A 19,871-nucleotide genomic window follows, 5' to 3' on the forward strand; every position below is an offset into this window, starting at 1 on the left:
ATTATGCGGATTGGTATAAAACGCTCGACCATCTGTATATTATTTGTAGCTAAGATAATGATTTGCTAAATGGTAGTAACACCATAAGGTAAGAGACACACCCTTATCCTAGTTACAATTGCGCTCAAGTATACATATACCTTAGTGCGAGGGGAAGCATTCGCGATGTATCACCTTGCACTGCGTTAAAAGTCTGCATAAGGAATAATTGGGGTGCCAGGAAACTCTAACGTCCCGTACACAGGATTGAAATAGTAACGAATATACAGCTGGCCAAAGTTCGGCTCATAAAAATCAGAGCGGTCAATTGCTAAGTAACCACCAAAAAACCAATGCGGTGTTATACGGTACTCAAAGCTCCCTTCAAGATTGTATGACACTCCTGCGCTGTCATCACTCTCAAATACAGGGTCTACTCCGGTTATCGACTCTCTATCGTAGGCTTGTAGTTGCAAGTCTGTATCGTTGGGATAAAAGTCAATCGCTTGGGTTTTTGTTTGCGAATACGATATGCCCGTTTTTAAGCGATAAACAAAATCATCACCCCAGCGCGCATCGTAGCTTAAAGGCAGTGACAACCCAACGTAGTTTTGTGGGCTATAGTAACCGCCATGGCCCCATGTTTCTTCACTTAAATTATACTGATACGCCCAATGTAATAGGCTTGCGCCGACAGTGAATTCGCGCTCTTGATTGCTAATTACGCGATAATACGACCCACCCATTACTCTATAGCGTTGGTTATCTTTAACATTTTGCCCTTTATAAAGCGTAAAGTCGGCGCTTGACCAAAAGCCCCAATCGCCACCTAAATCATGAGATAGGTTGGCAGTTAGGCCAGTTGAACGCACGCCGCCCCAAATTTCACCGGTATTCACATCTTCAAGCCCAGCATAAGAGAGCACAGAGCTTGTTACAGGGCGTTTTTCGAGCTCTAGGCTATAGCCAAAATCGCCAATGCTGTTTGCGTAGTTTACACCCCATACTATGTCTTCAATTAAAAAGCCAAGTGGGGTAGTACCCACATCAACACGCCAATTTTCATTTTGCCAGCCAATACCTATATCGACCCCATCTTGCTCAGGGCTTACTTCATCAATATCGCAGGTAAATATACACAGTGCACCTTGGCCGTAGCGGCTACCAGCAAATTGCTCATCAAAGCGTGTTGTTTGTGCACTGATGCTAGTTGGGTCTATTTTAATAAACCCTTGACCCTGCCAAAGTGGAAAATAGGCCTCAATAGGGACTAAGCCAGCGCCAAGCGTCGCTTCGCTTTCAGTGCTTGTTTGGCCACTAAAGTTAACCCCAATGGCAATGTATGCTTGGTTTTTGCTTTGCTCATTTATAAGCTCGCGTTTAGCACCGTTTATATACCACGCATCATTTTCATCTATACGCGCAATTTGTTTGTAAAACGATTCATCGTTTAGGCGTTGCTCGCTCGATAGTGTTTTTAAATACCATTGCTTAGCTTGGTCTTGCTCATTAAAATTTCGGGCAACTTCAGCGCCCAAGTAACTAAGCTCTTTATCATTGGGTGATTTAGCTATTAATTGATTGGCTAAAGCTAACGCATCACCTGCGTAATTAAAGTCATTTAACGAGGCCATAATTTGGCGTTGTAAATAGGCTTGCTGATCATCTGTTTGTGCTATTGCGCGCTCAGTGGCTTCTTTCGCTTGAAAGTCGTTGCCAAGCTCCCTGTATGCTTTTGCAACTGCTAACATAGCTTGAGGGTCGATTGGCTGATTGTTTTTTAGTTTTTGTTGATAAACAATAATTGCCGACTCACGCTGCTCAAGCGCTAAATTAGCATTTATTAATGCCGTGGTCGTTGCGGGGGTACTTGGGTACTTTTGATCAAGCTGGTTTAGCTTTGCTAGTAGTTCGCCGCCTTCGTAATACTCATTAATATATGTAGTGTATAAATTGACGTACTGTTCTATTTCGCCAGTACTGGCATTACTAGGTAAGCTGTAATTGGTAAACCATTGCTCTACAGTTGGGCGCTCATTTTGCTCGAGTAGCCATTCTCCATACAGCATATGCCAATAAGGTGATAAAGTAGGCTCAGTCTTTAATGCATCATTAATTAACTTTATGGCGTGTTTTTTCTCATCTATTTGATACCAGCTACGCGATAGCTCGGCTTTCATTACTGGTGTTAAATTTTGCGCTTCTAAATTACTTAAATGAAAAATAGCCGTGGTTCTATTTTTGCTATTTAAGTGGCGCTCACTTCGTCGCAGAGATTCGTTCAGCCTAAGCTGCTGCTCAAGAGTAATTATGTCGTCATTTCGCTCATTAACCGGCACATAATCTAAGGTGTTTAAAGCGCCTTGATAATCATCTATTGAGCGTAAAAATAAAGCATGGCTATAACGTAATTGTGGATTAAGAGGAAACTGCCAAAGCACATTATTAAATAACGTTTTTGCCTTTTGAGTTAACCCATTTTGTTGATAAATAAACGCTAAATCGTAATAAAGCCAAGGCTGCTCAGGGGCCAGTTCAATGGCCTCTTTTAAGGTTTTCTCAGCAAGCTCTGTATCGCCTGCATCGTTATATTGACGTGCTTTTTCGCGAAGCTGGCTACTTAACGTTGCTGAATATATCGGTTTTAGTTGCGCTTTTTGGGCACTAGATAACGCATTATAAAATTTGATTAACGATTGTTCATTGTTGTCCAATTCAGCAATTTCTAATAACCCTGTTAAGGCGCCGTTGTTTAAAGGCTCATTTTTAAGCACAGTTTGGTATATGGCGGCTGCCTGAGAGTAGTTACCTTGTGCAAATTGCAATAAGCCACGGTTATATAAAATAGTAGCGGGGTCTTGATTTAAGGTATCAGCTAAGTCTAACTTTAATTTTGCAGTTTTAAATTGGCGTTCGTTTGTTGCTTCTTTCGCTTGACGAATATAAAGCCAAAACTTAGCCGTTGCAGCTAACTCTTTTAATGTTTCACGCTCTGCAAAATCAGCGGTGTTGCTTTGTGCTCGTGTAAAGTAATTATATGACTTTTGATTTTTACCCATTCGTAAGTATAAGATGCCCAAGCTACGCATAATCGCGCCATCCTTCGGGCGCCCTCTGAGTGCTTTTAATAAAAGTGGCTCTGCGGCAACGAGCTTGTTTTGCTCAAGTAAGGCTTCACCTTTAACCCATAGCTGGTAGGCAGGGTTGGCTAATAATTTTTGTCGTGCTTTTAGATCTTTTTTGAAATCTTGATATTGCAATTCACCTTTGCTGCTAAACGGATACACGCTAAAGTAGCGCTGAAACTGTTTATCAGTTGTGCTATTTAATTGCATATTAGATAAAGCACCTAACCATATCGCTTCTACTTCATTACTGTAGCGAGAAGTCGAGCCATATTTACTTAAAATAGTTAACGCACTGTCATCGGTTGGGTTTTTTCTCAACAGATGGCGTGCATATGCAATATCAACCGCCCCGATGTTTTCGTAACTGCGTAGTAGCCTTTCGTAGCCTTTTTTTACGTTTTGCCATTGGCTTTGGTCTTGTGCGTACCAACTTAAATGCTCTAGCTCAAATGCTAAGCTTGGATAGGTGTTTTTAAAAAGAGAGTTGTAAATTAATCGTGCTTGTTCAAAGCGCCCGGCACGCGCAAGTAATTTTGCTTGCTGTATATCTGCTTTATCTTGGTTTTCTAGCCGAGCAATTAACCTTAGCTGCTCAACACAAGGGTGAATGCGTATGTTGCTATTATCTATTTTTTTTAAAATTTGATTTGCTTGCACCGCTTTACCATTAGCAAACTCATAACGAGCAAGCGCACACTGGCTTTCTATTCGATTAGGTGCAATTGCCAATAACTTTTGTAAGCTATCGGCAATTAAGTCTTTATTTTCTTGTACTTCACCAATATTGATCTGACTCAAGAGCCACTCAACAGAGTGTGTATCAATGTCATTATTTGTTTTAGCATTCACACTTGCGCTGACTGCTAACGAACAAACAACAGCCCATTTTAACGACATTCAGTGCTCCACTTTGGCTTGAGCGTCCCGTCTGCTGTTATTAAAAAGCGTTTATTAAGCGCACTGTTACCAAAGAGGTTTAACACACTGTCGTAATAGCGAGTTCGTGTAAATGATTTATCGACCATCAGCTTTTGTTGAATGGCCATAACCAATGAATCGTCTCCTTTTTCTTTTAGCATTGGCAGTAGGGCAGCATTAAAACCTAATGGGCCTCGCTGTTGGGTTTTGCCTGAGCTCGCATAGGTATTTAAAGGGACATAGCCACGGTTGTTTATAGCTTCTACAAAAGGTGCAAACTGCTCGCTCAACTGAGCTTTGTAAGGGGCGTCATTCGCCATCATACTGGCCCATAAGTAGACCCTAATGGCATTAAAACTGCCTAAATCGGTTGTTTTTTTATCGTAATAAAAACCTTTTGCTGGGCTATACATCACCCAATCAGGGCTAACCCCATTTTTAGCGGTATCTAAAATAAGTTTTGCAGAGCCTTCATGTAATTGTTGCCAAGGTGAATGCGGGTATAACTTACTAAACTGCTGATAAATAAACAAAGGCGAATAGCTTGGGTTGAGCTTAAAAGTATCATTGTCAAATTCAAAGCCTGCAGGGGCGGGCAATAAGGTAAGTCCTAAACCTGAGATATAGGCGGTTTCTTCTCGCATGATACGCTGTGCTAACACCGCGGCTAAAATACTATAGCGGCGTTCATCCCATAAAATAGCTGCTTGAGATAAGCTATATGCTATCCATAAATCAGAGTCTGATGCTGGGTTTGAGTCTATAATGCCATTGGTATCATTGCCTGTTTCACCCCATTGCCAAGCAGGCAGACGTGTACTTAAATCGCCTTCAGAGAGGTTTTCTTGCGTCCAATCTAAAATGGTATCAAATGCGGCTTTATCGTTTGCTACCAATGCAAAAAATAGCGCGTATGATTGCCCCTCTGAGGTGGTAATGTTTTGCTTTGAGCCTAAGTCTATTACGCGACCTTCATCACTGATAAAGTGGTTTTTAAATACTTGCCACCCCTGCCAAGGCTCGCACTGTTGCGTTTGCGCTGATACAGAAAAACTTAAAAAAGCGGCTACTAATAATGCACGGTTAAGTAATGTCATTATTCATCTCCTTCAGCTAAACGTTTATGGGTGAGTGCTTGTAGTAATCGCCATAAAATAAATGAAATTAGTAACAGCGTTAATATAGAAAGCAGAGCTAAAATAAATGGATGGTCAGATAAATGGAACCACACCAGTGTGTGTACAGGAATATGACCAACAAAGTATTGCTCTTCAGTTTTTATTGTTTTAACACCTTGTGAGTTAATAACTGCAGCACTGCCTTTTAATTGGCTTAATGTTTGTGAGTCCATAAGGGTTTTATCAATTAAGCCAAATGCTTTTTCAGTGGTGGCATTAAGTGACACAACAGAGCGCTCAGAATCAAAAGGCGATTGATACGCTGTAATGACTGCCATGTCTCCGCTACTTTTTACACTGACTTGTATTTTATCTGTGGCTAGCTCATCGTATGCCCCGTTGTAAATAGCTTGCTTTATTTCGCGCTGGTTATTATTTAAAAGCACGTGCGTTTGCGCATCTTCATCCAGTTGCTGAGCTGTGCTGCTAGGCTTTGCAATAACTAAAATATCTTTGTTGTCTAAATCAACGTTTTCATTTAAGTGGGCAACCGCCATTCTGTGGGTTGGGTAACCGGTTATTGCGCCAAAATGACCGGTAAGGTTAAACAGCAAAGTTAACGCTTTTGCAGAAGGCTGCTGATCAACCAGTACAAGCGTTTGCTGTAAATCAGCATACTTAGTGTACGGAAAGCCACTGTTTGCAAATACATTTAAATCTGGCAAGGCAATGTAATGATCAAAACCGCTTACATCAATATTTGAATTACCATCAATAACACCAAACTCACCACCTGGCGGCGCTATCGCACATTCACCTTTTTTCAATACCGCAAATCTAAAATCAAAGTTTAGCTCGTTCCGAGTGGCTAAGTTGATGCCATTCAGTGAAAAGTTTTCTGCGTTTTGTGTGGTATCAGTATTGGCTATAAGTGGCAATAAGGTTTTTGTAGTATTAAGTGTAGAGTCGTCATTATCTAGCAAGTATCCACTAATAAACTTTTGATTAATCAACATATTCAATCGAGAGTCTAAAGACTCGCTCTCGGGTGTGCTGCGATACTGTAATGTAATGGGGATGCCTTTTTCGCGCCAGGTAAATAAGTCGGGTGCAAAGCGCACGTTTAATTTAACTGGACCATTATTTAACCCTTGTGCTTGAAGCTGGGTATCAAAATCAATTAATTCGTCAAAATGCACCGGTCTATCGGCGCGTAACCAACGTGGAGCATCGTAAGCTTTACGCAGCGGCAGTTGCTTAATAGCCTCTATGCTTGCTGTTCTGCCGGTCATTACTGTATGACCAAAGGCCAAACCCGTGACGGCGGTTTTTAAATCCTCTTCATCACGCCCTAAAATAAGCAACATTTTGCTGTATCTATTCTCTGGGTTTGAAATAATCTCAACGGTTGGCTTTTCAACATCTGGATAGTCTTTTAAAAAGTCAGGTTTTGAATCGTTGGTAATAAAAACCACGCTGTGTTTATCTAATGACTTATTAATCACCACCGGGAAATCAGCACCACGCCAGTCAGCTTGTGCACCAAACCAACTAGAAAGAGTCGCCGCGGCTTCAATCGTTTTGGTGCTAGGTGTTTTTGCAAATACAAACGGTAAGCTTAACTTATTGTAATCTTTGGCATCAAAAAAGGGCTCTGGTAAGTACTCTAAACGACTGTCTATTGCCAGCTGTTTTTGATTGAGTGTGATGTTGCTCGACTTATTAATTTCGGTCCAGATAGAGCGGCTAAAGTAGTCTTGGCAACGTAAGTCATAATAACCAACTAGCTCAAAACGAACTTGGTTGTAGTCTTGCACATATTTAGCATTGAGTTTAAGGCTATGGTTAACGGTATTTTTAACAACACTCAGCTGCTCATTTATGGGCAGTACAGTCACTAAGTTTTCATTAAAGTACACTTTTAAATGCGACACGTTTGCAATTAACGAGGGCGAGTTTGTATACGAGAAATTAAGCTGTAAGTCGGTGCTTAACTTGTCAATGCGATTTGTAAAATCCACTCTTGAATTGTTGTTTATGCCATCAAGCTTGTAGCCATTAAAGCCTAAAGCAGCAAAGTCTAACCTTAAGCTAGACACGTTTGCGCTCTCAGGGTAGCCATTTATAAATACAGACTTATCGTGCATTGGCTCAATAGCACATGCGTTATAAGCACTGCATGTTAAAAACAGTATTAGAAATGTATTAAGCAAATTTTTAATCATAATTATTATGCACTATTGGTTTTTTAGGGGTGAAAGAGTTTATATAAACAACAATTTTCGTCATTAGTTTTACAAAGGGTTGTAATGGTTTAGGAGCATGAAACAATAAATTGCTAAATCCTCTTAAACTTGTTTTTTGTACTTCTTTAAAGCTATAAGAAGGGCGGTCATGACGAAAGTTATTTTGCCAATCAAGCCACGCATCCGCTCTTGAAAAAGTACATTGTATAAATGCTTTTTGCTTTTCGAGTGAAAGATCTTTTAACGTTAAGCCTATTTGTTTGTTTCGGGTGTTACATACATACGTTGTAAACGAAAATTGCTTATTACCGCGGCTCATTAAAAGCTCTATTTTGTCGTTTACACGGCATAAATGAGCATGTTCTGTTTCAATACCCACCCCATTATCAGAGTAATCGGTAATTTTAACTTTTAACGTATGCCCATTTGCTAAGCGCACGCCCGCCGGAAAGTTCGCTTTAATACGGTGCGACTGCCTTACTTGCCTTGCCTCTGCTGCAACAGCAACCGCAGCGCCTAAAATAATAATATTATAAATTGCCCAGCCCATGCTGATAAGTAAAACCCCCACTTGGCTTGGATCGCCAAAACCCAAACGTAACACACCTACCAGCATGCCGATTAAGTTTATCAGTAAAAGCACCAAGTAAGGTTTAGATATACCCCAATCATAATGCTCTTTATCATTTAAGCCGCCTTTTTCTGTTACGTTAAACTTACCCTTATTAGGGTTTATTAGCGCAACGGTGGTCGGCTTTAATATGTACCATGCAAGAACAGACTCATACACCTCTCCCCAAAAAGAGTAGCGATATTTTCCTTGAATCCGTGAGTTGGTCGCTTTTATTTGTATGAGCGTAGGCACAACGTAAATAAAAATAGCTAAAAAAGGTGCATATATAATGTAAGCATTAAAGTATATAAGTGCTAAGGGGGCGGTTAAAAATACTATGCGCGGAATGCCCGATAAAAAGTGCAGCATGGCGTTTAAGTAGCACAGGCGCTGTGGTATATCGAGCCCTTTACCTAAAATAGGGTTGTCGAGTCTAAATATTTGCGCCATACCCCGTGCCCAGCGAATACGCTGACCAATATGCGCTGATAAGCTATCGGTGGCAAGGCCCGCAGCCTGAGGAATATTTATATACGCGGTTTTATAACCGGCACGTTGCATACGAAGTGCAGTGTGAGCATCTTCGGTTACCGTTTCAAATGCAAAGCCGCCAATATCATCAAGTGCTTGTCGTTTTAATACGGCACATGAGCCACAAAAAAAGGTGGCATCCCACATGTCATTACCATCTTGAATTAACCCATAAAAAAGCATGTTTTCATTAGGTATTTGGCTGTGGTTATTTAAATTACGTTCAAATGGGTCTGCAGAAAAAAAGTGGTGCGGCGTTTGAACTAAACATACTTTGCTGTCTTTTAAAAATTGCCCCATGGTCATTTGTAAAAATGAGCGGGCAGGTACGTGGTCGCAGTCAAAAATAGCGATATAGTCGCCGTTGGTATAGCGCATGGCGCTGTTCATGTTACCGGCTTTAGCGTGGTTATTATCAGGACGTGTTAAATAACCGACTCCCACTTTTTGGGCAAATTCTTTAAATTCAGGGCGTTTGCCGTCATCCAGAATGTATACGTTGAGCTTATCTGCAGGCCAATCAATGCTCATTGCTGCCAGTGTGGTTGGTTGTACAACGCTTAGTGGTTCATTATAAGTGGGTATATATACATCTACGGTTGGCCATAAGTCGGTGTTTTCAGGTAAAGGAATAGGTTTGCGCTCAAGCGGATTTATAGTTTGAAAAAAGCCTAAAATGAGCACTAGCCACGCATAGGTTTCTGCCAGCAGCAAGCCTGCGCCTAATGTAAGTGCTACAGGGTCATCCCAATTAAGGGTTTCAGTGTAGCGCCACCATAAATAACGCGATGAAGTGGTTACCGATAGGGTGATCATTACAATCGTGGCCATTTGCCCTTTAACGCGCTTAAGCCCGTATGCCACTATCAAAATAAAGCTAATAAAAACGGCTTGTGCTTCTAGGCTAAATGGAATGGTTATAAAAATAGCCAGTAAAAATAATATAAAGGCTACAACCACATATTTGATTAGTTTGTTTTGCCAAATCTTAGCGTCAGCCATGGTTTTAAAAGCGCTCTTTTTTGGCCCTTTGTCATTTTTTGATAGCAAACGTTTTAGTAACCTACCCAGTTTTAAATCAAACCAACGCAACTGTTTAAGTAAATAACTTACCCCATTATAAAACTGATTTGATAACCGCTCTCTTACAAAATTATTTTTTGGTTTGTATTTAAAAAATAATAAATAAACGCTTTGGATGATAAAGCGCAAAATATTTGTATAAATAAACGTGCGGTACGGCAGGCGAAGATGCGGATAGTAATCATATAAAATGAGCTCAAAGTTAATTCTGTGGTCTTTTATGTTGATAAACAATGAGCTAATTAGCGTAATAAAAGGCATTAAAAAGGCCTCAATCACGTTTACTTTGTGCTGGTTAAAATAACTGTGAAACTTAAATAAAATATAACGGACAAGTTTTTCAGTAAAAAAAACACTTAACAGTAAATACAAAGTACTGTGTATTGGGCGCTTATAAAACAAAGAAAAGCTCATAACTACAAGGCCGATTTACTTACAAGCCAACCGGCAAGTGTTTCAAAGTCATCGTTAGCAACACTGTAGGGAGCACAATTTAGCGCTACATTTCTATAGGCTGTGGACTCTTTAATTACTTCATCACTATTTATAAAGAAAGGCGCCATAAGTGGCAAAGTCGATTGCCACAAAGAAAAGAGATCAAATTCGAGTGTTGATGCAGAATTGTAACGATTAACTAAAAAGAAGTGTTTCCACTGATTATCAGTATGCTTTAACGTTTGTAGCTTTTTATAAATTAGGCTGTGGCAAATAGCATCACAATTAACGATTTCAATTACTATGTCGTTTTTATTTAGTGGGTAATCAGTGATATTGATATGCGCTGGGCAATCAAAAAGGAGCCAAGTATCTTTGTTATAATCCAGCTTATTGCAATTGTTAATAAGGCTAAATAACGCTGTATTACTCACACTTGAATCACCAAAGGGTAAAAATACAATGCCATCGCTATCTTGATGAAAGTGCGCTAAAGCCTCTTCAAAGCGATCCTCATTACTCCAACCTTGACTGTATTGCCAGGGTAGCCCAAAGTGCAGACCCAAGTCGCTTTTAGAATCTAAATCTACAGCAATTACGTCAGAGCCTGATTTTTTTAATACGCAGGCTAAGTTGGCAACCATAGAGGTAGCGCCAGTACCGCCTTTAATGCCTTTTAAAAAAATTCTTTGCAAAGGGTTATTTACCTGTCGTTTTAATAACTACTTACGCATTTACTACACGGTGTATTTCGTTTAGTAATGCATATTTCTTTATTGTTTGTTTATTCTTCTGTTTATTAACAATTTCAATGTAATCTTCACTCTTACCACCAAAACGTCGAGCAAGGTTCTCAATGTCATTTGATGTTAAGGTTTCAGAGCTTTTGGTCGTTAAATTGTGCATTGTTACCTTTGTACGAAAGTTTATTATTTTTATTTAAAGTGGACAATATTTGTCTATTATATATAGAATAACGGGTAAAACTAGTAAAAAAGTATTTTTTATAGGCTAAATTCAGTGCATAACTTTAACATTTCAGGCTTGCAGCCCTCTGCTGCAGAGCTAAAACCTGCATCGTTATATGCAATTTTAGCCCCTTTAGACAATTTTGCTACTGAACTAGCATTACATGCAATTAATAAGACCTCGACCTCTGATATTTATATTGTTTCTTCTCAGATAGAAATATTTTTTGAAGGTCCTTTTAGCGGTGCTTTAAATCAGGCATATGACCACCATAAAGTGCATCCGTTTAGGTTTTCTGCAGATACGCGCGACTGGCCAAAGCAACAAATAATTAACAGTACTTTTAAAGAGCTAAATGCTTATAAACACCTAAATAAAGCATTAGTTATTGTTCACTTTAGTACGACTGATTTAGCCTCATTAAATGAAAAACAACTGATTCAAAGTCTTCAGGCCTATAAAAAATTTAGTACACAATCAGAGGCGACCGTTTTATTTTTAGTTTCAGGCCCTGAGGTGACTAACTATCGCTTTTTATTAAGGCGGTTAAATTCGGACCTTGACGGGCTAGTATATGTCGAGAATGATTCAACAGTGCGCGTGCTAGAGTACGATTATTGGCACCACAGTACAGGTGTCATAGCTTCTGTGCAGTATCCGTTAATGATTGAAAGTGACTGTTTTAAAGTACAGCAAGATAGCATTACTGAAAAACAAGTCTCAACATCGAGTGTATTTGCAGATGAAGATGACGTATGGATTGTGCAAGGAGCTATTCCTGAAGGGACCAAGCTTCCTGCAAAATATAAAATAATAAAAGACAACAATGCGCTTTTTTCAAAAGGTCCTAAATTAGAGGCGGCAACATTGGTGTTTGCAGTCTCGCGTTATACTGATATAGCTCAGCTTGCTAAACAATGTTTTGAGCTGAGGAAAAACTGTGGTCGCTGGCTTAAATTGGTGATTCAAAACGTTGATGGCGTGATCCGCCATCAAGATGAATGCTTATTTTTGACCTTAGGTGTTAATCTTATTTTGTATAGTTTTTCAGAGCCTTCTAGGTTGCTCTCACAAGTACAGTCAATTCAAGGGTTTCAATTTTCAAGACCATTACCGCCTTCTATTGAACATGTACTTCAGTTTACTGAAAATACTTTTTCTAAAGGCTACCTACCATTTATGGACTTTACCAAACAGGTAGAAGTTCATAGTGACTCTGCTGTAAATTTAGGGGTGAGTGGCGTGTTGGTTAAACTTGAGCTTTTACCCCGGATTGACCCCATCCACCCTTTGCATTTATTTCATATCAAACGTGAAGGTGATGTATTTAGCTTGGTAGAAAATACGGTGTATTTGTATTTACATGCGTGTCGCGAAAATGATGTAAACAATGCAATAAAGCACTTGTTTAAATTGGAAACAAACGACTTTTTTGCGCAGCAAAATATTATTTCCGATCATTTTTATATTCAGCAAGAATGTAAGCAGCTTAGGCGTTATTATGCTGGCCAAGATATAACCGATTATTCTGCCCAATTAACAGAGAATGACAGCTATAAATTTTCGCACAAAATAGATGCAAGTGTTGCAGCTGATTTAGAAACACCCGAGTTTACTAAAAACGAACGCGCAGATGCCGTGCCGTTCAAAATGGCTATAAAGGGTAACGTATGAGTATTAATCAATTATTGATTACAGCAATTTTAGCGATGCTAGTTGGCGTATTTTTATGTATGTCGGGGTCGTTGATACTGAAAAAAATAAAAAAATATTATGCTCAGCTTACGTTTAAACATGAAGTACTCGAACCTTACAAACCTAATAGAATAAAGAAGGGTAAATAGTGAAATTATCAGGCTTAGGGGTGTGGAACCTCTATTTTTTAGTTAAGTTTGCACTTTTTTATTATGGTGTAATCGACTTTGGCTTATTGGCAAATGCAGCACTGGCTGCTTTTTTTGCTATTTCTTACACACGCCCTTTATTAAATAAAGCCAAGCATTGGTTAGGCGCGGTAATGGCCATTGTTTTACTTTATAAAGATTCGTGGTTGCCGCCAATAGACCGTTTAACTCGCCAAGCTGGTAACGTACAAGACTTTAGCTTTGGCTATTTTTTAGAGCTCATGGCGCGTGTTATTAATGTTGATATGCTATTAGCATTGTTTGTTATTACTGTGTGCTTTTGGTATTGCTCACAGTGGATACGCTTTACCACAGTAACTATTGTTGGGCTTATGTTTGTAGCGTGGCAGGGCACAAACAATGAGGATAATTTAATTACACAGCCAGTGGCGGCTAATAATGTACAAACAGCGGCGCCTCGTTTACAAGCACAGGTGGTAACGCAAGAAGCAAAATCGCCTGATCAGCAATTAAAAGAGTTTTATCAGCAGCAAAGTTTGTTAGCAAGCCAATTCCCTCAGCAATATAATGGCGAATTATTTGATGTCATTGTGTTAAATATATGCTCGATGGCTGTGGCTGATTTAGAGACCATAGGTGTTAGCCTTGATGATTTATACAGCGATTTTGATGTAGTGTTTTCTGATTTTAATTCGGCTACTTCTTACTCTGGACCTGCTGCAATTCGCCTGCTACGAGCAAGTTGTGGTCAAACAAGTCAAACAGCTTTATTTGAAAATGCGCCTGAACAGTGCCACTTGTTTAAGAATTTAGAAAACATAGGTTACAAAAGTAGTGTGGTTATGAATCACGACGGCCACTTCGATGAGTTCAAAGGTTTGGTGAAAAGGTTTGGCAAAATAGATGAGCCGCCTTACGATATAACTAACTTACCTGTAGCTCAATATGGCTTTGACGATAAACCTATTTATTCAGATGGTGCGGTTCTTAACGCTTGGCTAAATGAAAAAGGTGAAGACTGTGCGCCATGCGCTATGTATTATAATACAACTAGTTTACATGATGGCAATCAATTAGCGAATCAGCCCCGCATGAGTAGCCTTGAAAGCTACCCGATTAGACATAAAAACTTATTTAACGACATTAACAGGTTTATTAAAAACTTAGAAAAACGTGGCCGTAATGTCATGCTGATGATAGTACCTGAACACGGCGCGGCATTAAAAGGTGATAAAGTACAATTTGCAGGGCTGCGTGAGATACCAAGCCCAAGTATTGTATCTGTTCCGGTGGCGATTAAGTTTATTGGTAAAAATGTACAAAGCTATTCACAAACGCTTGTAAGCGAATCAACAAGTTACTTTGGTTTATCGGAGCTAATTAGTGGCGTGCTTAGCACAAACTTTTTTGCAGGTAACGGCAATATTGCCGACTTAGTTGATTCGCTGCCTCGTGCACCTAAAGTCGCTGAAAACGCGGATACAATAATGATGTATGTTAATAAACGCCCTTATATTCAATTAGATGGCGGAGACTGGACCCCATACCCGCAAAACTAATAGCATATAAGTATTACCCTTTTAAGACGCAGCTAACACGCTGCGTTTTTGTTTTAAGCCACTCGTTATTACAGTTTGATGTTCATAGACATGAATTTACAGCTATATAAACGATGGTTTGTCCAAATTTGTTTACAATTTACTGTATTGAATAACGGAGTTAGCGTATTATTCGGCTAATATAGTTTTTCCTTATTCGAGGATGTATGCGTCTAGATATTCATTGTGCCGACCGCGTAGGTATAGCCCAAGAGATCCTAAATATTTTAGTTAACTACGATGTTGACCTAAAGGGGATTGAGGTTGATTCGGTAAATTGCCGTATGTATGTAAGCTTTCCTGAAATTGAATTTGAGCAGTTTCAAAAGATTATGCCTTCTATTCGTTTGATTGATGGCGTACATGATGTTCGCACAACCGCTTTTTTACCCTCTGAGCGAGAGCATAACGAATTAAATACACTGCTGCGTGCACTTCCCGATGGCGTTATCTCGATTGACGCAAAAGGGTGGGTACGTTTGTGTAACGACGCCGCCTGTAAAGACCTGCAACTTAGCGAAAAAGAAGTGGTAGGGGCCAATATTAATAACCTACTAAAAGGGTTTAACTTTACGCGTTGGTTAGAAGGCAAAGAAGTACTTGGACAAACAACCCGCGTAGATGTTGCCGGTGAAGATTTTATAGCCGATATTTTACCGATTGCCGTCCCGCAAGGGGGTGAAGGTGACGTGTTAGCTGGTGCGGTTATAAATATAAAATCGCAAAGCCGTCTTGGTCAGCAGGTCAGTGCCTTTAGGCGTTATGGACAAGAAAGCTTTGCAACTATTCATAACTTTAGTACTGCTATGCGCCGTGTAGTGCGCGAAGCACGAAAAATGTCACAGCTAGAAGCCCCCATTTTAATAACCGGAGAAACTGGCACAGGTAAAGAGCTCCTTGCCCGTGCGTGCCACTATGCCTCTAATCGTTCGGTTAAGCCGTTTATTGCACTTTCGTGCGCATCTTTGCCTGATGATGTGGCTGAATCTGAACTATTTGGTTACGCCGGATATGAAGAAAACACCGCACCTAAACGCGGGGTACTAGAGCAAGCAGATGGCGGTACTGTGTTTTTAGATGAAGTAGGCGAAATGTCTACACAGCTACAAACAAAGCTGCTGCGCTTTTTGCAAGACGGTACATTCAGAAAAGTAGGCGACGAGAACGAAGTAAAAGTAAACGTGCGTATTATTGCAGCCACACAAAAAGATTTACCGGCCATGGTGCAAGAGGGCGTATTTAGAGAAGACTTATACTATCGAATTAATGTACTCACATTAGAGATTGCACCACTGAGAGATCGTAAAGCGGATGTAGGTCCATTAGCTGAGCATTTTATTCAAAAGTACGCACAGCAAAACGGCCATGCAATTCCGCTTTTATCGCAAGAGTGCCTGCGCTTTTTACAAGAGTACCCGTGGCCAGGTAATGTGCGTCAGCTAGAAAATGCAATTTATCGGGCGGTGTCGTTACTTGATGATAGTGAGCTACGCGTAGAGCATTTACAATTGCCTACCTTTACCCCTGATTTAGGTTATTTAGAGTCAGACTTTGAAGGGTCGTTAGATCAAGCTGTAAAACGTTTTGAAGCAACCTTGCTACGTAAATTGTATCCGGCTTACCCAAGCTCAAGACAATTAGCTAAGCGTTTAGGGCTAAGTCATACCGCAGTGGCAAATAAACTACGAGATTACGGTATTAATCGCAAAACGGTTAAAGTTTAATAGCCGATTTAATGGGCGCTAGGGCGTGTTGTTCTTTGATGGTTGAACAAATTTCAATCCGCAAAGGTCAACAGGCCCTAGTTTTTAGTGCCCATGTTTTTAGTAACCCCATCAATGGCAATTGTTTCTATGCCATTTTCATCAAAATTAATCACTATGCTTGCGTTATTACGCGTAAAAAAGTAACTGCGGCCATTGAGCTCAATCACGTAATTGCCTTTTACAGGGTCTTTAAACTGCTGCTTTTTTAAAGAGACAGTGTGTTTGCCAATTTGCCAGTCAAACGCTTCAATAAAGCCATTGTTAAACTCTTGTACCCACACTTGGCTATCGTCTTTAGCCAAAGTTATTGCTACCGAGTATGAGTTAGGTAATTGCGACATATCGTAGCTTTTACTACCTATTGAAAATTTACCAAGTTGCTGTTGCCATGCAAAGCCAAAATTAAATGTTTTTTCTACACCCGTTGGGTACGTCACTGTGCCTGGGCCTTTAATAGTAAAATCGGCCAGTGCGCAGGTGCTAATGCATAATAAACTGATGGTAAAAAGTGTCGCTAATTTATATTTCATACTATGGCTTTTTTATATTTATAATTTGAGATTAAAACAGAACATTCGCCTTAACAAGTGGCTATGTTACACTGAGTTAACTTTATACTGGTAAGACCTTATCGTGAACTTATATATTAGACTTCTTTTATTATTTTTTAAAATTAAGCGCAACCGTGACTATCAACAGTTACTTGATACGGTAGATATTGATTATAAAGCGCTGCCAACAGACTGCGATATAAACCTGCACCTAACAAACTCGCGTTATTTGGCTATGATGGACTTGTCGCGCACTTGGATGATTGAGCGAATTGGCCTATTAAAACAAGTAATGAAACGCCGTTGGTTCCCTATTGTTAATGCCACAGCCATCACTTATATTCGCGATATTAAACCTATGCAGCGTTATACCATTAGTACCAAGCTGGTGGGGTGGGATCACAAGTATTTTTATATTGAACAAAAGTTTCATTCTGCCCGTGGCCTGCACGCTATAGCGTATGTGCGCGGTGTGTTTAAAAACAAAAAAGGCATTATAACTATTGAAGAAATGCTTGAAGTAGCGGGCTTTGATGGTGTAGCGCCTATTTTACCCGCTGAAATTATGCACTGGAAAGAAATGCTTGAGCAAAAAAAGGTGAACAACCTTCCTAAATAATTTTCATAAAATAAGGCCTTTCGGCCTTAAACACATAGAACATGGGCGCTATAAGCTTAATTAAAAGCGGTATCTTACGCCAAACATAGCAACGACTGGGTCAAGCTCAACGGTTGATGTAAGGGCTTTTGCACCGTTTGCATACACTGTGGCGTCGGTATCTATATCAATCAGTGATACCATGGCATGTAACCCCCAGTTGTGGTCTATTTTATAGTTAGCGCCCACTTGTGCGATAAAGCCAAACGAATCATCTAGCTTTACTTCAACATCATCAGTGCCTAGGGTTGCTTTTAGCGCTTGTGAAGGCTGCTCGTCAAAAAAGGTGGTGTAATTAAGCCCTACACCAATAAACGGGCGTAGTGCGTAACTTGTATCTAAAAAGTGGTATTGCGCAACCAATGATGGCGGAAGCTGTTTGATGTCGGCAATTTTATTACCAGCTAACCCACCTGCGCCATTTACATCGTGTGAAAACGGCGTAGCGGCAATAAGCTCTACCACCCACTTATCGTTAAATGCATAGTCGATTGTAATACCCAGCTGCGTATCAGAGTCGCCTTTTAGACCCAGTGTTGGCGCTTCGTTAATTGTCGAGCTGCTGTTATCTGGATTTACATTAATAGCGCCAACATTAACGCTTAGGTTAGCGTGTGCCGCAGGGGTGATAGCAAGTAAAGAGGTAAGTAATGCAATGCTGATTTGGGTTTTCATGTTGTGCTCCAATAACTACTTTTTGATTGACGTTATTATTACAACCTCCAAGCGCTAAAAACCTGTTCTAGATCAAAGTTTCAAAAATGTTTGAAGCGTATGAATCACTTTATTGATTTAGATTAAAGTTGCTGTAAAAAGTATTTTAATTAATTGACACAGGTAGGTATTTAACGGTCATCGCACTGTATTATCTTTGCCATTATTTGGTCATATTGTCGCGCTCTAATAACCTATCTTGTGGTTATTGAGTGTGTTGTTATGTCTTTTGCAAAAGTATCGCAAAACAGTGTAAGTAAGCCTTTAAGCGCGGTGGTAAAAAATACACAAACGCTTATAAGATTTGAGTCTGTAACGCCTAGCCAAGGCGGTGCCATAGATTGGCTTAGTAATGAGTTAACTGTGCTTGGTTTTAATTGTGAGCAGTTTATTTGTGAAGGTGTTACTAATTTAATTGCCTACGTAAATTTTGAGCAAGAAGGGCCATGTGTTGCGTTTTCTGGGCATATTGATGTTGTACCTGCAGAGTCCGGCAACTGGTTAAGCCCACCTTTTGCCGGCAATATTATTAATAATGCCGTATATGGTCGCGGCGCTGCCGATATGAAGGGCGGCGTGGCGGCTATGCTTGGTGCTACTAAGGCACTATTAAACGATACAAAAAATAAAAAAGGGCGTTTTTACTGGCTTATTACCTCAGATGAGGAAGGAGAGGCGGAATTTGGCTCAGAAGTAATAGCCGCGCGCCTTGCAAAAAATAATATACAACTTGATGGCTGTATTGTTGGTGAACCGACAAGCTCTACACACGTAGGCGATACAATTAAAAATGGTCGTCGAGGCGCTATTTCTTCTCGAATAAAAGTACACGGCAAGGCCGGGCATGTTGCTTACCCGCAGAACACTATAAATGCGGCGCATATTGCGGGTAATATTGTAAATTGTTTAAGTAATTTAACATGGCCTGAAGATGAGCCAAGCTCTAAAACCACCTTGCAAGTGACCGGCATTAATATAAACAATGTTATTGATAATTTAGTCCCTAGTGAATGCGAAATTACCTTTAATGTGCGCTATAGCCATGGTTATACAAGCAGTACAATAAAGCACTGTATATCAACAGCACTGAGTGAATACGCCCAGCACCTTGAGATGGAATGGGAACGAGCGTGTGAGCCCTATTATACAGCACCAACAAACGGGTGGAGTTTATTGCAGCAATTAGAGCACACCATTTATGCGCAAACAGGGAATTACCCCATGTTAAGTACCAGTGGCGGTACATCGGATGGGCGATTTTTTGCAAACCAGCATACCCAAGTTATTGAGTGTGGCGTTAAAAACAGTACTATTCACCAGGTAAATGAGCATGTCCCGGTTGATGATTTACTTAAAATTGAGGCCATTTACACAGACTTGTTAGCGCGAATTTTTAGCCATAAATAGGTGTAAACACGCCTTATAAAAATAAACAGCGAGGATCACCTCGCGGTTTGTTTGAGTAGGGCGTGTTGATCTTTCATGATTGAGTTTGCAGCAGTATGTTTGGTTTTTAGGCAAGGCAGAGCCTATGAAGTGTGGTTATTCCCCATAAATAGGCGATAACGCAGCATAAATGCCAAACATGCACTGCCCTCAGGGTTCTGCCTAGGGGCGATAAACTCTTTGTTGCCTACATGGATGTAGGTAAGGGGCGTGAGCAGGACGCGGAAGCTTTGCTCGGTTTTTACTTATTCTT

At 40.1% G+C, this 19,871-nt stretch carries 13 protein-coding genes; 5 read left to right on the forward strand and 8 right to left on the reverse strand.

The features are described 5' to 3' along the window. Positions 1–185: 185 nt before the first annotated feature. From WDB87_RS10450 to bcsR, 6 genes are read right to left on the reverse strand one after another with little or no spacing between them, the layout of a single operon-like run. On the reverse strand, positions 186–4,004 hold the full coding sequence (locus WDB87_RS10450) for a cellulose synthase subunit BcsC-related outer membrane protein (protein ID WP_337849845.1): 3,819 nt from the start codon (positions 4,002–4,004) through the stop codon (positions 186–188). Beyond that, the gene (gene bcsZ, locus WDB87_RS10455) at positions 3,995–5,122 is read right to left on the reverse strand and encodes a cellulose synthase complex periplasmic endoglucanase BcsZ (protein WP_337849846.1); all 1,128 of its coding nucleotides are present in this window, start codon (positions 5,120–5,122) and stop codon (positions 3,995–3,997) included. Before bcsZ ends, WDB87_RS10450 begins: the two co-directional genes overlap by 10 nt. Next, positions 5,122–7,368 (reverse strand): cellulose biosynthesis cyclic di-GMP-binding regulatory protein BcsB, encoded by a 2,247-nt coding sequence (gene bcsB / locus WDB87_RS10460; protein WP_337849847.1) that lies wholly within the window; start codon positions 7,366–7,368, stop codon positions 5,122–5,124. Before bcsB ends, bcsZ begins: the two co-directional genes overlap by 1 nt. Continuing rightward, entirely contained in the window at positions 7,361–10,030 is a 2,670-nt protein-coding gene (gene bcsA / locus WDB87_RS10465; RefSeq protein WP_286244921.1) for a UDP-forming cellulose synthase catalytic subunit, read from the reverse strand. Before bcsA ends, bcsB begins: the two co-directional genes overlap by 8 nt. A gap of 2 nt (positions 10,031–10,032) precedes the next feature. Continuing rightward, positions 10,033–10,746: a cellulose biosynthesis protein BcsQ gene (gene bcsQ / locus WDB87_RS10470; protein ID WP_286244920.1), complete on the reverse strand. Its 714-nt coding sequence runs from the start codon at positions 10,744–10,746 to the stop codon at positions 10,033–10,035. Between the two features lie 31 nt (positions 10,747–10,777). Beyond that, complete coding sequence (gene bcsR, locus WDB87_RS10475; protein ID WP_286244919.1) at positions 10,778–10,957, reverse strand: BcsR/BcsP family cellulose biosynthesis protein; 180 nt, start codon at positions 10,955–10,957, stop codon at positions 10,778–10,780. A gap of 114 nt (positions 10,958–11,071) precedes the next feature. Here bcsR and bcsE point away from each other — a divergent pair, with 114 nt between their 5' ends. The 3 genes from bcsE to tyrR all read left to right on the forward strand — a co-directional run bounded on the left by bcsE (position 11,072) and on the right by tyrR (position 16,207). Continuing rightward, positions 11,072–12,694 carry a cellulose biosynthesis protein BcsE gene (gene bcsE / locus WDB87_RS10480; protein WP_286244918.1) on the forward strand — a complete coding sequence of 541 codons (1,623 nt, stop codon included), beginning with the start codon at positions 11,072–11,074 and terminating at the stop codon, positions 12,692–12,694. A gap of 169 nt (positions 12,695–12,863) precedes the next feature. After that, a complete protein-coding gene (gene bcsG / locus WDB87_RS10485) occupies positions 12,864–14,444 on the forward strand; it encodes a cellulose biosynthesis protein BcsG (RefSeq protein WP_337849848.1) in 1,581 nt (526 codons plus the stop codon). A gap of 206 nt (positions 14,445–14,650) precedes the next feature. Continuing rightward, complete coding sequence (gene tyrR, locus WDB87_RS10490) at positions 14,651–16,207, forward strand: transcriptional regulator TyrR (RefSeq protein ID WP_286244916.1); 1,557 nt, start codon at positions 14,651–14,653, stop codon at positions 16,205–16,207. A 77-nt stretch (positions 16,208–16,284) separates the two neighbouring features. On the opposite strand, the gene WDB87_RS10495 is transcribed toward tyrR, so the two are convergent. After that, a complete protein-coding gene (locus tag WDB87_RS10495) occupies positions 16,285–16,779 on the reverse strand; it encodes a hypothetical protein (protein ID WP_286244915.1) in 495 nt (164 codons plus the stop codon). A 103-nt stretch (positions 16,780–16,882) separates the two neighbouring features. On the opposite strand from WDB87_RS10495, the gene WDB87_RS10500 reads away from it, so the two are divergent. Next, positions 16,883–17,419, forward strand: a complete 537-nt coding sequence (locus WDB87_RS10500; RefSeq protein WP_286244914.1) for a thioesterase family protein — start codon at positions 16,883–16,885, stop codon at positions 17,417–17,419. 60 nt (positions 17,420–17,479) lie between these two features. Here the strand turns inward: WDB87_RS10500 and WDB87_RS10505 are convergent, their stop codons facing one another. Further along, positions 17,480–18,133, reverse strand: coding sequence for an OmpW/AlkL family protein (locus WDB87_RS10505; protein WP_337849849.1), 654 nt, complete (start codon positions 18,131–18,133; stop codon positions 17,480–17,482). 261 nt (positions 18,134–18,394) lie between these two features. On the opposite strand from WDB87_RS10505, the gene dapE reads away from it, so the two are divergent. Further along, positions 18,395–19,579, forward strand: coding sequence for a succinyl-diaminopimelate desuccinylase (dapE, locus tag WDB87_RS10510; protein WP_337849850.1), 1,185 nt, complete (start codon positions 18,395–18,397; stop codon positions 19,577–19,579). The last annotated feature ends 292 nt before the right edge of the window (positions 19,580–19,871 follow it).

The organism is Pseudoalteromonas sp. C12FD-1 (assembly GCF_037414265.1).
In the GTDB taxonomy this organism is placed as follows: Bacteria; Pseudomonadota; Gammaproteobacteria; order Enterobacterales; family Alteromonadaceae; genus Pseudoalteromonas.

Coding starts and splice junctions, on each gene's coding strand:
- WDB87_RS10450 (WP_337849845.1), bottom strand. CDS start 4,004: ATGTCGTTAAAATGGGCTGTTGTTTGTTCGTTAGCAGTCAGCGCAAGT.
- bcsZ (WP_337849846.1), bottom strand. CDS start 5,122: ATGACATTACTTAACCGTGCATTATTAGTAGCCGCTTTTTTAAGTTTT.
- bcsB (WP_337849847.1), bottom strand. CDS start 7,368: ATGATTAAAAATTTGCTTAATACATTTCTAATACTGTTTTTAACATGC.
- bcsA (WP_286244921.1), bottom strand. CDS start 10,030: ATGAGCTTTTCTTTGTTTTATAAGCGCCCAATACACAGTACTTTGTAT.
- bcsR (WP_286244919.1), bottom strand. CDS start 10,957: ATGCACAATTTAACGACCAAAAGCTCTGAAACCTTAACATCAAATGAC.
- tyrR (WP_286244916.1), top strand. CDS start 14,651: ATGCGTCTAGATATTCATTGTGCCGACCGCGTAGGTATAGCCCAAGAG.
- WDB87_RS10495 (WP_286244915.1), bottom strand. CDS start 16,779: ATGAAATATAAATTAGCGACACTTTTTACCATCAGTTTATTATGCATT.
- WDB87_RS10505 (WP_337849849.1), bottom strand. CDS start 18,133: ATGAAAACCCAAATCAGCATTGCATTACTTACCTCTTTACTTGCTATC.
- dapE (WP_337849850.1), top strand. CDS start 18,395: ATGTCTTTTGCAAAAGTATCGCAAAACAGTGTAAGTAAGCCTTTAAGC.